The sequence below is a fragment of the Agreia sp. Leaf210 genome (assembly GCF_001421485.1).
In the GTDB taxonomy this organism is placed as follows: domain Bacteria; phylum Actinomycetota; class Actinomycetes; order Actinomycetales; family Microbacteriaceae; genus Agreia.
The window spans coordinates 788,000-801,628 of the sequence record NZ_LMKK01000003.1 but is presented as its reverse complement, the minus strand read 5'-3'; the positions used below and the strand labels follow the sequence as shown (position 1 = coordinate 801,628).

The 13,629-nt window shown below is 66.1% G+C and carries 15 protein-coding genes; 7 read left to right on the top strand and 8 right to left on the bottom strand.

Annotated elements, in window-relative coordinates; all coding sequences use genetic code 11:
• Nucleotides 1–30 precede the first annotated feature (30 nt).
• From ASE64_RS14240 to ASE64_RS14230, 3 genes are all read left to right on the top strand, one after another.
• Complete coding sequence (locus ASE64_RS14240) at nucleotides 31–933, top strand: glycine betaine ABC transporter substrate-binding protein (protein ID WP_055781735.1); 903 nt, start codon at nucleotides 31–33, stop codon at nucleotides 931–933.
• A 63-nt stretch (nucleotides 934–996) separates the two neighbouring features.
• Nucleotides 997–2,019 carry a non-homologous end-joining DNA ligase gene (gene ligD / locus ASE64_RS14235; protein WP_055781732.1) on the top strand — a complete coding sequence of 341 codons (1,023 nt, stop codon included), beginning with the start codon at nucleotides 997–999 and terminating at the stop codon, nucleotides 2,017–2,019.
• Between the two features lie 128 nt (nucleotides 2,020–2,147).
• Nucleotides 2,148–3,791: a M28 family peptidase gene (locus ASE64_RS14230; protein ID WP_082466320.1), complete on the top strand. Its 1,644-nt coding sequence runs from the start codon at nucleotides 2,148–2,150 to the stop codon at nucleotides 3,789–3,791.
• Here the strand turns inward: ASE64_RS14230 and ASE64_RS14225 are convergent.
• Nucleotides 3,764–4,810, bottom strand: a complete 1,047-nt coding sequence (locus ASE64_RS14225; protein WP_055781729.1) for an ATP-dependent DNA ligase — start codon at nucleotides 4,808–4,810, stop codon at nucleotides 3,764–3,766. The genes ASE64_RS14230 and ASE64_RS14225 overlap by 28 nt on opposite strands.
• Before the next feature lie 98 nt (nucleotides 4,811–4,908).
• Between ASE64_RS14225 and ASE64_RS14220 the strand changes: the two genes are divergently transcribed.
• A complete protein-coding gene (locus ASE64_RS14220) occupies nucleotides 4,909–5,352 on the top strand; it encodes a hypothetical protein (RefSeq protein ID WP_055781727.1) in 444 nt (147 codons plus the stop codon).
• A gap of 1 nt (nucleotide 5,353) precedes the next feature.
• On the opposite strand, the gene ASE64_RS14215 is transcribed toward ASE64_RS14220, so the two are convergent.
• Nucleotides 5,354–5,545 (bottom strand): hypothetical protein, encoded by a 192-nt coding sequence (locus tag ASE64_RS14215; RefSeq protein ID WP_055781724.1) that lies wholly within the window; start codon nucleotides 5,543–5,545, stop codon nucleotides 5,354–5,356.
• Between the two features lie 326 nt (nucleotides 5,546–5,871).
• Here ASE64_RS14215 and ASE64_RS17220 point away from each other — a divergent pair, with 326 nt between their 5' ends.
• Together ASE64_RS17220 and ASE64_RS14205 are read left to right on the top strand one after the other, a co-directional pair.
• Nucleotides 5,872–6,714, top strand: coding sequence for a hypothetical protein (locus tag ASE64_RS17220; RefSeq protein WP_082466379.1), 843 nt, complete (start codon nucleotides 5,872–5,874; stop codon nucleotides 6,712–6,714).
• Between the two features lie 73 nt (nucleotides 6,715–6,787).
• A complete protein-coding gene (locus tag ASE64_RS14205) occupies nucleotides 6,788–7,087 on the top strand; it encodes an ArsR/SmtB family transcription factor (RefSeq protein ID WP_055781721.1) in 300 nt (99 codons plus the stop codon).
• 19 nt (nucleotides 7,088–7,106) lie between these two features.
• On the opposite strand, the gene ASE64_RS14200 is transcribed toward ASE64_RS14205, so the two are convergent.
• The 4 genes from ASE64_RS14200 to pnuC all read right to left on the bottom strand — a co-directional run bounded on the left by ASE64_RS14200 (nucleotide 7,107) and on the right by pnuC (nucleotide 10,381).
• The gene (locus ASE64_RS14200; protein WP_055781718.1) at nucleotides 7,107–7,799 is read right to left on the bottom strand and encodes a DUF305 domain-containing protein; all 693 of its coding nucleotides are present in this window, start codon (nucleotides 7,797–7,799) and stop codon (nucleotides 7,107–7,109) included.
• Between the two features lie 5 nt (nucleotides 7,800–7,804).
• Nucleotides 7,805–8,491 (bottom strand): DUF3105 domain-containing protein, encoded by a 687-nt coding sequence (locus ASE64_RS14195; RefSeq protein ID WP_082466318.1) that lies wholly within the window; start codon nucleotides 8,489–8,491, stop codon nucleotides 7,805–7,807.
• Nucleotides 8,492–8,573: 82 nt separating this feature from the next.
• A complete protein-coding gene (locus ASE64_RS14190) occupies nucleotides 8,574–9,710 on the bottom strand; it encodes an AAA family ATPase (RefSeq protein WP_055781714.1) in 1,137 nt (378 codons plus the stop codon).
• On the bottom strand, nucleotides 9,707–10,381 hold the full coding sequence (gene pnuC, locus ASE64_RS14185; RefSeq protein WP_055781712.1) for a nicotinamide riboside transporter PnuC: 675 nt from the start codon (nucleotides 10,379–10,381) through the stop codon (nucleotides 9,707–9,709). The genes ASE64_RS14190 and pnuC overlap by 4 nt, the downstream gene beginning before the upstream one ends.
• A gap of 167 nt (nucleotides 10,382–10,548) precedes the next feature.
• Here pnuC and ASE64_RS14180 point away from each other — a divergent pair, with 167 nt between their 5' ends.
• Nucleotides 10,549–11,730 (top strand): mechanosensitive ion channel family protein, encoded by a 1,182-nt coding sequence (locus tag ASE64_RS14180; RefSeq protein WP_055781708.1) that lies wholly within the window; start codon nucleotides 10,549–10,551, stop codon nucleotides 11,728–11,730.
• Nucleotides 11,731–11,733: 3 nt separating this feature from the next.
• On the opposite strand, the gene ASE64_RS14175 is transcribed toward ASE64_RS14180, so the two are convergent.
• Together ASE64_RS14175 and ASE64_RS14170 are read right to left on the bottom strand one after the other, a co-directional pair.
• Entirely contained in the window at nucleotides 11,734–12,345 is a 612-nt protein-coding gene (locus ASE64_RS14175) for an HdeD family acid-resistance protein (protein ID WP_055781705.1), read from the bottom strand.
• A gap of 47 nt (nucleotides 12,346–12,392) precedes the next feature.
• The gene (locus tag ASE64_RS14170) at nucleotides 12,393–13,568 is read right to left on the bottom strand and encodes an alcohol dehydrogenase catalytic domain-containing protein (protein ID WP_055781704.1); all 1,176 of its coding nucleotides are present in this window, start codon (nucleotides 13,566–13,568) and stop codon (nucleotides 12,393–12,395) included.
• Between the last annotated feature and the right edge of the window lie 61 nt (nucleotides 13,569–13,629).

The window sequence follows — 13,629 nt, the reverse complement described above, 5'->3', positions numbered from 1 at the left end:
CCCATCCGGTCGCCCAGAACAGGAACACTCATGAAGAACAGCACCCGCATCATGTCTCTGCTCGCCCTCTCGACCGCGGGAGTCCTCGCGTTCGGAGGCTGCGCGGCCGTCGAGGCCGAGACCGTCGGAGACGGCAACGACGACAAGAAGGAACTCAGCCTCGCCGTCTTCAACGGCTGGGACGAGGGCATCGCCGCCTCGGAACTGTGGAAGGCCATCCTCGATGAGAAGGGCTACGACGTCGAACTCGAGTACGCCGACGTCGCACCGGTCTTCTCCGGCCTGTCGACCGGCGACTACGACCTCACCCTCGACGTCTGGCTGCCCGACACCCACGCGTCATACCTCGACGAGTACGGCGATGACATCGTCGACATCGGGGCATGGAACAACGAATCCAAGCTGACCATCGCGGTCAACGAGGACGCCCCCATCGACTCGCTGGCCGAACTGGCAGACAACGCCGACAAGTTCGACAACCGGATCGTGGGTATCGAGCCAGGAGCCGGCCTCACGAAGGCCACCACCGAGCGGGTCATCCCCGCCTACGGTCTCGAGGACATGGAATATGTGACGAGTTCGACGGCCGCGATGCTGACCGAGCTCAAGAGCGCGACCGACAAGGACGAGAACATCGTCGTGACCCTGTGGGAACCGCACTGGGCATACTCCGATCTGCCGATCAAGACCCTCGAGGACCCCGAGGGAACGCTCGCGTCCGTGGAGAGCCTGCACGCGTTCGCGCAGTCGGACTTCGCGAAGGAGTTCCCGCAGGCCGCGAAGTGGATCGGCGACTACAAGATGGACCTCGAGCAGCTGTACTCGCTCGAGAAGGCCATGTTCGTCGACTACGACGGCCAGGACTTCGGCCCCGTCGTCGAGAAGTGGATCTCGGAGAACCGCGACTACGTCGACTCGCTGACGGCCGAGTAGCCATCACGTCGTTCGGGCGGCGGGGGAGTGACTCCCCGCCGCCCGGACGAGTAGCCTGCCCCTATGGCGAGCGAAGCGGCAAGCATCACTGTTCCCGGCCCTCACGGCGATCGGGAGGTGCGGATCTCCAGCCCTTCCCGGGTGATCTGGCCGGAGCCCGGCATCACCAAGCTCGATCTGGCGCACTATCTCGTCGCCGTCGGTGAGGCCTTCATCGCCGCGAACGGCGATCGACCCGTGTCATTGCAGCGATTCTCCGGCGGCATAGACGGCGAGCAGTTCTTCTCGAAGAACCCTCCGAAGGGCGCACCCGACTATGTACGCAGTGAGATGGTGGTCTACCCGAGCGGTCGAACGCATCCGCAACTCGTGCTCGATGAGCCCGCGGCGGCCGTCTGGGCCGCGCAGATGAACACCATCGTGTTCCACCCGTGGGCGTCGCGCGCCACATCGAGCGACTTTCCCGACCAGTTGCGCATCGACCTCGATCCTCAACCGGGCACCGACTTCGACGATGCGAAACCCGTGGCGCTCGAGTTGCGGGCCGTCCTTGCCGAGGCGGGGCTGGAGGCATTCATCAAGACCTCGGGAAATCGCGGGCTGCACGTGTTCGCGCCCATTCGACCCGATCACGAGTTTCTCGACGTCAGGCACGCGGTGATCGCCGCGGCCCGAGAACTGGAACGGCGCATGCCACGCCAGGTCACCACCAACTGGTGGAAAGAGGAGCGCGGTGAACGCATGTTCGTCGACTACAACCAGGCCAATCGCGATCGAACGATGGCCGGTGCCTACAGTCCACGAGCGCTCGCCCACGCACCGGTCTCGTGTCCCCTCGCCTGGAGCGAACTCGACGCGGCCGACCCGACGGCTTTCACGATCCTGACCGTGCCCGAGCGCCTGTCGACGACCGGAGACCCGTGGGCGCAGATGCAGTCGTCGCCCGGCTCCATCGAGGTTCTCCTGGAGTGGTGGGCGCGCGACATCGAGAGCGGTCTGGGCGAGCTGCCCTTTCCTCCCGACTATCCCAAGATGCCGGGAGAGCCGCCGCGGGTGCAGCCGAGCAGGGCGAAGAAGCAGCCGTGACGCGTCTCGTCGGTGTAAAGATCGGGTAACAACCCGATACCCCCTCTTGGGGGCACGCGGCTGTCTCCATAGGCTGGCGCAACCGGCCCCAGCGAATCCAGCGGGGCCAGATCCGGGGGGATTTTCCGATGACACAACGACGTACATTTTCGCGCTCCGCCCTTGCCGGAGTCGCCGCTACAGCGCTCACCGGCGCGATGGTGTGGGGCGGCTCTTCGGGGGCGTGGGCCGCCCCGCCGCTCGAGTTCGCCGACACGGTCACCGTCGAGGCGATCATGGAGCGCCTCGGTGCTCTGCAGAGCATCGCCGACGCCCCCGGCAACGGCGGCAACAGGTCCGCCGGCAGCCCTGGCTATGAGGCCAGCGGCCAGTACGTGGAGAGTGTCCTCCAAGAGGCGGGCTACGTCACGACGAGACAGGTCTTCGATGTCACGACGCAGACCATCGTGTCGCAGTCGGTCGCGGTCGACGGCGAGACGCTGACCGCGGAGCAGGCGATCCCCATGACCTACACACCGGGCACCCCGTCGATCACCTTCGATGCGGTCGCACCCACCGTGAGTACGGGCTGCACCGCCGACGAGTGGGCGGGCGTCTCGGCTACGGACCGGATCGCCGTGGTGAGCCGGGGAGTCTGCTCGTTCACCGAGAAGTCTCTCGTGGCCGCCGCGGCAGGCGCGCGGGCCGTCCTCATCTACAACTCGGAACCGGGACCGCTGAACGGCACGTTCGGTGAGGTGACCGCGGGTACCGTGCCGACCTTCGGCATCGAGGCAGACAGAGGAGCCGCGCTCCTCGCCGAAATCGGAGAAGGGCCCGTCCCCATCTCCGTAGCGCTCGAGCAGACCGTGGATACCGTCTCCACATTCAACGTCATCGCCGAGACCGGCACAGGGCGCCCCGACAACGTCGTGATGCTCGGCGCCCACCTCGACAGTGTTCCGGAGGGGCCGGGGATCAACGACAACGGAAGCGGCTCGGCCACACTCCTCGAGGTCGCCGTGCAGCTCGCGAAGCAGGGCGAGCTCAACAACATGGTGCGCTTCGCCTGGTGGGGCGCTGAAGAACTCGGGCTCGTCGGATCGACTCACTACGTGGACGACCTCGCCGTGAACGACCCTGATGCGCTCGGCCGAATCGCGACCTACCTCAACTTTGACATGGTCGGTTCGCCCAACTACATCATCGGAACCTATGACGCCGATGAATCGAGCGTGCCTGCCGACGTGGAGATCCCGGAAGGGTCCGCCGAGACCGAGGACGTCTTCGAGAACTACTTCACGTCTATCGGCCAGCCGTTCGTCGGAACGTCGTTCGACGGCAGAAGCGACTACCAGGCCTTCATCGACAACGACATTCCCGCGTCGGGCCTGTTCACGGGTGCCGACGACGTGAAGACCGAGGAAGAGGTCGCTCTGTTCGGTGGCATCGCCGGCGAGACCCACGATCAGAATTATCACCAGGCCGGTGATGACCTCGCCAACATCAACCAGGAGGCGTTGGGGATCATGTCGCGCGCGATCGCCTTCGCCACGGCATCGCTCGCGAATGACACCGTTCTGATCAACGGTGTCGCCGCGCCCGTCGATGAGACGCCCGGCCCGCCGACTGCACCTGCGCCCGCTCCGAAACCCCAGCCGGCGCTCGCCGCCACGGGATCGAGCGAAACCGTTCCGCTGGTGATCGCGTCAGCCCTCACCCTGCTCCTCGGTGCGACGATCGTCACCGTCCGAGCGGGCCGCCGCTACGAGAGGACGTCTCCGAGGTCGTAGGCCACGGGCGTCTCGAGCTGGTCGAAGGTGCACGAGCTGGCGTCCCGATCGGGGCGCCAGCGGTAGAACTGCACCGTGTGACGGAATCGAGAGCCTTCCATCTGGTCGTAACGCACCTCCGCCACCATCGTGGGCTCAAGCCGTATGAAGGACACGTCTTTGCCCGACGAGAACCGGCTGCGTTCGCCTTCGCCCCTCACAACCGCGCCATCGGCGCTCCGCATGACGGCATGGTCGAGCTCGGCGACGAGCTCGAGGCGTCGGGCGGCGGTGAAGGCCGATGCGCCACCGACGCTCCGGAGCTCGCCCGTGTGGTCGTAGAGCCCGAGGAGAAGGGAGCCCACGCCCTCGCCGCTCGCGTGCACGCGATAGCCCAGTGCGACCACATCGGCCGTGCGGTGATGCTTCACCTTGAGCATGACGCGCTTGCCTGGGGCATACGCGGCCGACAAGGGCTTGGCCACGACACCGTCGAGCCCGGCCCCCTCGAAGTCGACGAGCCAGCGCCGGGCGACCTCGACAGAGAGCGTGAGTTGGCTGAGGTGAAGGGGCGCGACGGCCGTACTGAGCAGCTGCTCGAGTGAGCCTCGACGATCGGCGAAAGGTGTCTCGAGCAGCGATTCTCTGTCGCGGTCGATCAGATCGAAGGCGATGAAGCTCGCCGGTGTCTCCTCTGCGAGGCTCCGGATGCGGCTCGCGGCCGGGTGGATCCGTTGCGAGAGCGCATCCCAGTCGAGCCGTTCCGCCCCGGCGGAACCTCGACGCACGACGATCTCTCCATCGATGACACAGGGCTCCGTGAGCTGAGAGCCGAACGCCTCGACGAGTTCCGGGAAATATCGGGTGAGGGACTTGGCTCCGCGGCTGGAGATCTCGACGGATTCTCCGTCGAACGACACTATTCCGCGGAACCCGTCCCACTTGGGCTCGTAGCCGAGACCGCCGACGACGCTGGCCGGGTCGGGAAGAGAGGTGACGGCCTTCGCGAGCATGGGCGAGGGAGCGGGAGGATGTGCCATAGCAACGATCCTGCTCCGCCGTCGACGTGCAGCCAACCCCTTGCCGGGATGGAGGGCAAGCCCCATGTAGGGCGAGACGGCGTCCCTACCATGGAGGAATGACGAACGACGATACGCCCGACAACAGTCACCGACGACCCGACGGGGTCGACGACGCCACGGTCGAGGCCCTGGGCAAGTTGTCGGAGGCACTCGAGACCGTCGAGCACGCACGAGGCCAGCTGTACGCCTTTCACCGTCTGACCGGAGCGGCCGATCTGGCCTTGGGTGAGGCCGTCGACCTTCTCCGTGCAGCAGGGCACGACGAGATCGCCTCAGAGCTGAACGAGGAACTCGTCGGTCGAAACGTCATCGAGGGCCGGTGGACGTTTCAGATCGTCGAGGACTACGACGACGGGTACTACTCCGCCTTCCGTCAGGCGGAGGCATCTGCTCGAGCGCTGCTCGCCGACGGGCGCCGCCACCTCTTCGAAGCGGAGATGAAGGAAGACAGGCGCACTCACGGTCGACGCGGGCACGAAGCGCGACCGTCGGGCACGTGAGTCAGTTCTCGACGTCTTCTTCGTCTGCCAGAGCGAAGTCCTCGAGTTCGACTCCCTCTGCATCCGCCGCACGGTCGGCGCCCGGTGTGCCTGCAGTGCCCTCGTCGAGCGTTCCCGTCCCGTCGGGGTAGCCGGCGGCGTCCGGATACTCTTCGTCGGCGCCGGGGCGAGCCGCGGATTCGTTCTGTGACATCGATGATCTCCTTCGTCTGCACACTCAGAATGCCACGTCCGCGTTCCCGAGAACAGGTCGCTCGAGAAACGCCATGCACGTCTTGCACAGAGGTTTAACCGAGAAATCTCAGGGTGGCTTCGCATACTGTCGGCTTCGCCCGCGCGCAGGATCAGGCCGCGGGCGCACCCGACACCGATCGTCACGCCACGAGGCCGCGCCCCCGCTTACCCGGTTGCGATGATGGCCTCGTCCCCTCCGGACAGACAGAGAACCACGGGGCAACGCGAGCACCTGCCACGAGCGCGCTCGTTTTCGGCGTGCCGGTCGTAGATCCATTGGACGACATGCACCAGGCTCCACAATCCGTTTCCACCCGAACTGCGTCTACTCGACGTGAGCTGGCGAAGAACCGCCGGCAGACCACCCGCAAGCGGTACCTCGCCGCGACCGCCATCGTGGCCGTCGCAGGCTCGCTCGTCGGCACAGGTCTCATCGTCCAGTCCAACTCCGCGTCGGCCGAACGCGCCGCGGCGACAGCGCAGCTGTCGAGCGGCACCGGCCTGCAGCACGAGCAGTTGGGCGTCTACGCGACCATCGCCAAGGCGCAGACCGACCAGAAGGCCAAGGCGACCATCGACGACGCGAACCAGGTGATCGCATCCGTTCAGAACAAGGTCGACACGACCCCGCTGTCGACCACGGTGGCGTCGCTGGCGTCGTATCAGACCCTCGACAGGGACACGGTCTTGTCGCTGATGAAACAGGCCTCTGAGGCGAAGGCGAACGTGCAGGCGGCCGCCAGTCAGGCCGACCAGGCTGCCGCCGAGGCGGCTGCCGCAGCGGAGGCCGCTGCCGCCGAGGCTCTGGCCGCGGGCAACACCGTGGCGGGTGCGAAGGCGACCGCCCAGTCTCTCGCCGCCTCGAAGTACGGCTGGGGCGACGACCAGTTCTCGTGCCTGGTCTCGCTCTGGACGAAGGAATCCGGCTGGAACTACCAGGCCGAGAACGCATCGAGCGGAGCGGCAGGAATCCCTCAGGCTCTTCCGGGAAGCAAGATGGCCTCGGCCGGCTCCGACTGGGAGACGAACGCGGCTACGCAGGTGAGCTGGGGACTGGACTACATCAAGCGTGGCTACGGAACGCCCTGCGCTGCCTGGTCGCACTCGCAGTCGGTGAACTGGTACTGACCCTCTCCGTCGCAACCCCCGGGTTGCCCTAGACTGGCGACACCCACTGTCGATCTCGTCGAAGGAGTGCTTCGTGGCCCACGATCTCGAACATCTGAGGCAGGTCTGCTCGGCACTCGGCGAGGCCACGAGATGGCAGATTCTCGGCAGGGTGGCGGGCGCCGAACTCTCGGCGTCGGCCCTCGCCGAATCGGTTCCGGTCAGTCGGCAGGCCATCGCCAAGCACCTCGCCGCCCTCGACGCCGCCGGATTGGTGTCGTCGAAGCGGGTAGGCCGTGAACTGCGGTATTCGGCGCGACCCGATGTGCTGAGAGAAGCATCCCGGCACCTCGGCGAAATCGCCGCCGCCTGGGCTCAGCGAACCGCGGAGTGACCGTCGGCGTCCGCCGAGATCACGATGAGCGGATCGCGAGAAGACTCTTCATGTACTCGATCTCGCCGGACTGAGCGAACACGATCGCGCGGGCGAGCGTCGTGACGAGCGGATGCGTGCTTCGCTCGAGGACCGCGTCGGCCATGCCGACACCACCACGATGATGAGCGATCATCAGGCTCAGAAAGAGCGACTCGGCCTCGGCCCCGTTCGCTGCGCGCAGCCGCTCGAGATCGGATTCGCTCGCCATGCCCGGCATGGCGACGGATGAGGAGGAGGTCTGCTCGGGCGAGACGGAATCGGTCGTGGCCGGTGTTTTATGGTCGTGGCCCTGTCCGGCACCACCTGCCAGCGTCGGAGCAGACATCCACTCCATGATCTCGCCGGGACGGGCCTGGGGAACGCCCCAATCGTTCAGCCATGCGTACATCTGACCCGACTGCTGAGCCTGGCTGGTCGCGATGTCGTATGCCAAGCTTCGGATGTCGGGGTCATCGGTGCGATCCCGAATGATGAGAGCCATCTCGACGGCTTGATCGTGATGCGTCTGCATGTCACGAGCGAAACCGGCCTCGACACTCGACGAGGTCGGGTCGGCGCCCCGAGCGGCGAGCATCCAGCCCCCGGCCAGACCTACCGTGAGAACGAGCGCGCCCGCGATGGCGCCGGCTGCGATGAGGCGCCAACGACCATTCCCGCTCGCGCGCTCCATGGCGGTCACGCCACGCGGCCCGGCGCGTTGATGCCGCCCGTGCAGGCGGCTCCGGGTTCCGGAGCGTCGTTCGAACGCCAGAATCTGTCGAGGAACGATCCGAGGCGCACATCTGAGGGATTGTCGAGGGCGACCTGGGCACCCCACGCGCTGGCGACGATGGGGGAATCGAGTCCCTCGACGGGGGATACCACGATGTAGGAATCGGGCAGCTCGGAGCGGAGAGCGTCGACACCCTCGGCGTCGAGCTGCGCGGGGTCGTACGCGAGCCAGACGGCACCGTGTTCGAGCGCGTGCACGGCGTTCTCGTTCGGCACGGGCTCAGCGTAGACGCCGCAGTTCAGCCAGGCGGCAGCGTGGTCGCCGCCGACCGGAGGATTCTGGGGGTAGTCGACAGGCGTCGTGACGTGGTTCGCGGTGAGCCCCGGGTAGGTCTGCAAGCCTTCGATGGCGATAGTCGACGGATCGGGCTTAGGAGTCGCCGAGGTGACGACGAATCCGATCAGGAGTCCGATGACCGCGACGGCTGCCACAGATCCCGTGACGATGCCGATCACGCGATTGCGTTTCTGTCGAGCCTGCGCCTGGCGGAATGCCGCGAGCTTGGCGTCACGATCCGCGGCGCGCTGCTGCTTCTCCGTCAACTTCTGAGGGCGGTCGGATGCTCGGGCGTCTTCGGGCGGCGGGGTCACGTCTCTCGATTCGGTCGGATTTTTCGGTTGTAGCTACAACCTGTCACGAGCGGGCTGGATGAAGACTGTGAATGGGGGATCATCAGGCTTCGTCGTGGGCGAGGCTGGTCGCATCGGCCCACGCGGGAGAGGTGAAGGTCGAATTGCGAGCGAGGAGCGCATCGACGACTTCGACCGAGTAATCGAGGCGAACCTGGTGGGCGCCTCGGAGAAGGACCCAGGGGAGACCGCGGGCGGTCAGACCGTCGATGATCCATCGGGTCATCTCGGGGCGTATGTGCTCGCCGTCTCTCCAGCCGTCCTGATCGAACGGCACGTCGACATGATCGGTCACGAGATAGAGATCGCGACGGGGGAGATCCGTCGTCGCCGCGTCGAGCGCCGCATGGCTGTGCGTGCCGACATAGCGGCGCTCCCATAACGAAGTGGCGAAAGCATCGGTATCGGCGATCACGAGGGCACAGTCGACGGCGGCCGCGTGCTCCATGCGTGTCTGCTCCCTGGCGATGTGCGCGAAATGCTCGGGCAGCCAGACGAGGTCGTCGACTGCCGGAACCGGCTCGCCGGTCGCCCGGGCCTCCGCCATGGCGCGGGCGTGCAGCTCATAGGTGAAGCGCCGACCGTACTCGTCGACGTCGGCGATTCGCTCGAAGCCCGGCCGAGTACGGTAGTGGCGTCGGAGTGCCTCAGCGAGGGTCGTGGTGCCGGTCGACTCGGCGCCGATGACGACGATGCGAGTCGCGAGCTCGAGACGTGCCGGTTCGACGATCTGAGTCCAGCGTTCGGCGAGGTTCTCTCTCGCCGCGGTTCCGCTCATCGGAACGCGACGCCGTTCGGGGTCATCGAGCACATGCTCAGCCGATAGCCGGGTGGCCAACTCTCGTCCGTAGTTCTCCGAGCTGAAGACCACATCGATCGCGTCGATCCCGGCGTTGCGAAGAGCGGCGACGGTGACCTCCTGGTGGGCCACCCAGGCGATCTCGCTCTCGTAGTGCACGGGCGCGTCGTCGAGCACGCCGAGAATCGTCACACTCGTCAGGTGCCTCGTCGCGTCGGTCAGCCAGGCCACGCGGCGCTGGAGCGGGATGGTCTCGATCTGCGTCGCCATCACCAGCACCACCAGCCGGTCGGATTCTCTGGCGGCGCGCTCGATTAGGGCCAGGTGCCCGAGGTGAGGGGGGTAGAACTTGCCGATGATCAGGCCGGTGCGCGTCGTCACGTGGCCGACACCCGACGATCGGCGACATCGCTCGAGCCGCGCTCTGCTGAACCTCGCCGCAACTCGATCCTCCATCGACGGAGGCCGTCGATGCACAGCGCGAGGAAACCGGTGTACAAGATCGCGGTGAGCCAGAGGCCTTTCGAGGCGTAGAGAGGAATCGACACCGCATCGACGACGATCCAGACCCACCACTGTTCGATGATCTTCCGGGCCTGCCCCCACGTCGCCAAGAGAGAAGCCGCCAAGACGAAGGCGTCAGGCAGGGGCACGTTCGAATCCGTCGCTGCACCCAGGAGCAGCGCCGCGGCTGCGGTGAGCGCAACCGTGCCTCCGAGCCCCCAGTACCGCTCGCCCCGCGTGGCTCGACGTATCTCGACGACCGTCCGGGACGTGCTCGACGTCCGGCGTGTCCAGAGAACCCACCCGTACACGGCGATCGCAGCGAAGATCACCTGCAGAACGGCATCGGCGTAGAGGCCGGCGCCCACGAACAGGATCAGAAACGCGACGTTGTTCGCGATACCGACCGGCCAGTTCCACACGAATTGACGCGTGACGGCCCACACACAGAGTGCCCCCGTGACGAATCCGATCACCTCGATGACGGTCACGTCCTCGCCGAAGACGGAGAAGGCCGTGGCCTGGAAGACGTCGAGCAGATCGAACATGACGAAGCGCGGCCTTTCTCGGGCATTGGACAAGCGGGGAGAATTCAAGAGTAACGATCGCGCGCACCGCGGAGGATTTGGCCTGCACGGCCCGGCTTGCGAGCATGGATGAGGTCATTCGGCCCGATCAGCCACATCCCGGTCGCACCATCAAAAGGGGAACACGAATGCTCACCGATATCCTGCAGTCCGAGGTCGTGCGAAGCATCCTCGGTGCGCTCATCGCGGTGGCGGCCGCCGTCGTCATCGTCGTCGTCACCGCGATCGTGTTCCGAGTCACCGCTCGCCGCCGGCCATGGGCGGGGCAATTGATAGACACCGCACGGAGGCCGTTCAGGGCTGCCCTCGTCGTGGGCTTCGTCTGGGCGTCATTGGTCATCACCGTGACAGATCAACAGCTCGCCTCCGCCCTCGGCCTTGTGATGCGGATCCTCACCATCGTCACCGTCGCGTGGCTGGTCGGCGCGATCATCGTGTTCCTCGAGAATCTCGGGCTCGCGCGCTATCGCATCGACACTCCCGACAACCGTGTCGCTCGGCGGGTGCGCACGCAGGTGCTCATTCTCAAGCGGCTCAGCATCGTGGTCGTGGTGGTGGTCGCTCTCGGCGCCGTCCTCCTCTCCTTTCCCGGTGCTCAGACCTTCGGTGCCAGCCTTCTCGCGTCTGCTGGACTGCTCTCGATCATCGCGGGCCTCGCAGTCCAGTCGAGTCTCTCCAATGTGTTCTCGGGAATGCAGTTGGCCTTCAGCGACGCGATCCGCGTCGATGATGTCGTGATCGTCGAAGGCGAGTGGGGCCGAGTGGAGGAGATCACCCTCACCTACGTCGTCGTCCACATCTGGGACGACCGGCGCATGATTCTGCCCTCGACGTACTTCACCTCGAAGCCCTACCAGAACTGGACGCGGCGCAACTCCGAACTCCTCGGCTCCGTCGAGTTCGACCTCGATTGGCGGGTCACTCCGCAGCACATGAGAGAGGAGCTCGACCGGGTCCTGTCACGCACCCCGCTCTGGGACGAGCGGGTGAAGGTGCTGCAGGTGACGGATGCGGTGGGAGGCTACGTGCGGATCCGCATCCTGGTGAGCGCGGTCGACGCTCCCACGCTCTTCGACCTGCGCTGCTTCGTGCGAGAGGAGCTCGTGACCTGGTTGCACGAGCAGAGCCCCGTCTCGCTTCCCCGCGTGCGTGTGCAGGACACGAAGGACGCCGACATGCGCCGTCCCTCGCTCGACCCCGAGCCGAACCCGGGAACGGGTGGTCTCTTCTCGGGCGATCCCGATGCGGTGGACAGAGCGAACCTCTTCACGGGCCGGATCGACGTGATCCGCCCGCCCGAGGTCGACTAGGAGTCAGGATGAAGTCCTAGCACCGTCTCGCGGGGCGATCAGTCCGGCGGCGCCGCGTCGCAGGTGAACCGCGACGACGATGAACATCACACCGAAGATGATCGCGTAGACGCCGACGATCCAGACGAGGCTCAGCACGGTGGCACCGGGGGTCACGAGAGTGACGATGGCGAGCAGGATGCCGAACACCAGGGTCAGCACACCGGATACGATTCCGATCGTCCTGCCCCGACCATGGTGCAATCCTGCGGCGGATCGGAGTCCGATGGCACCATGCACCACCGCGTAGATCACGATCGTCCACAGGGCGAACAGGCCGCCGACGAGCCCGGCGAGAGCCGGCACGACGAGAGCCACCAGCCCCGCGATGATCGAGACGGCGCCCTGGAAGACCAGCCATCCCCAGCCGCTGCCCGGAACGCGCATCTGCAGGGCGTGCGCGACCGCCGTCACACCATCGACGATGGCGTAGGCGGCGAACACGATCACGATGCCTGTCAGCGCGGCGCCCGGGGCAGCGATGGCGATGATGCCGAAGATCACGGCGAAGATACCGCGGAGAAGCACGGCCCACCAGATGCCCTTGGCGACGGTGGCGAGCGGATTATTCGTCATGCCGCATAACGTAGTCCCGCACGTCCCCGTTGCTCAAGAGGGCTGCGTCAGGGCGTGAGGACCACCTTGATGCATCCGTCTTCCTTCTTCTGGAACACGTCGTACATCGCCGGTGCTTCTTCGAGCGACACGCGGTGGGTGGTCAGGTCGAGCACCCCCAGGGGATCCCGAGAGTCTTCGACGAGGGGGAGCAGATCGTCGATCCAGCTGCGCACGTTGCACTGCCCCATACGCAGCGAGACCTGCTTGTCGAACATCGACTTCATCGGCATCACATCGGCCTCTCCGCCGTAGACGCCACTGAGCGACACCGTTCCCCCTCGACGCACGACGTCGAGTGCCGTGTGGAGTGCGGCCAACCTGTCGATGCCCGCCTTGTCCATCGCCGGCCTCGCGAGCGCGTCAGGCAGGATGCCCACCACGGCCTGGGCGAATCCGGCACCCGGCGACCCGTGCGCCTCCATGCCGACGGCATCGACGACGGAGTCAGGGCCGCGGCCCTCTGTCTGATCGCGGAGGACGTCGACGATGTCGTCGTCGAGATCCCAGACCTCGGCACCGTAGCGAGCGGCCAGCTCACGCCGCTCGGGCACGGGATCGACGGCGAGCACTCGATAACCGAGGTGGGTGCCGACGCGCGCGACGAACTGGCCGACCGGCCCCAACCCGAGCACACCCAGGGTGCCGCCATCCGGCACATTCGCGTACTTCACGCCCTGCCAGGCCGTGGGCAGGATGTCGCTCAGGAACAGGTAACGGTCGTCCGGCCCTTCCGGCGAGACCTTCACGGCGTTGTAGTCCGCCAGGGGAACGCGCAGGAGTTCCGCCTGCCCTCCCGGTACCTGTCCGTACAACTTCGTGTAACCGAACAGCGACGCCCCGGATCCCTGGTCTCGGACCTGAGTTGTCTCGCACTGCGACTGCAGGCCGCGTCGACACATGTAGCAGTGGCCGCAGGCGATATTGAAGGTCACGACGACGCGATCCCCGACGGCGATGTTCCGCACGTCGGACCCGACCTCCTCGACGATGCCCATGGGTTCATGACCGAGGATGTCGCCGCGGTCGAGGAAGGGCCCGAACAACTCGTAGAGGTGCAGATCGGAGCCGCAGATCGCTGTCGACGTGATGCGGACGATCGCATCGGTCGGGTCCACGATCTTCGGATCGGGGACCGTCTCGACGTGCACGTTTCGTTTTCCTTGCCAGGTGAGTGCTCTCATGTATCCATCGTGCACAGAAACTGCCGGGTCGAGTCGACGGGTGGACAGGCGTGGAGCGACC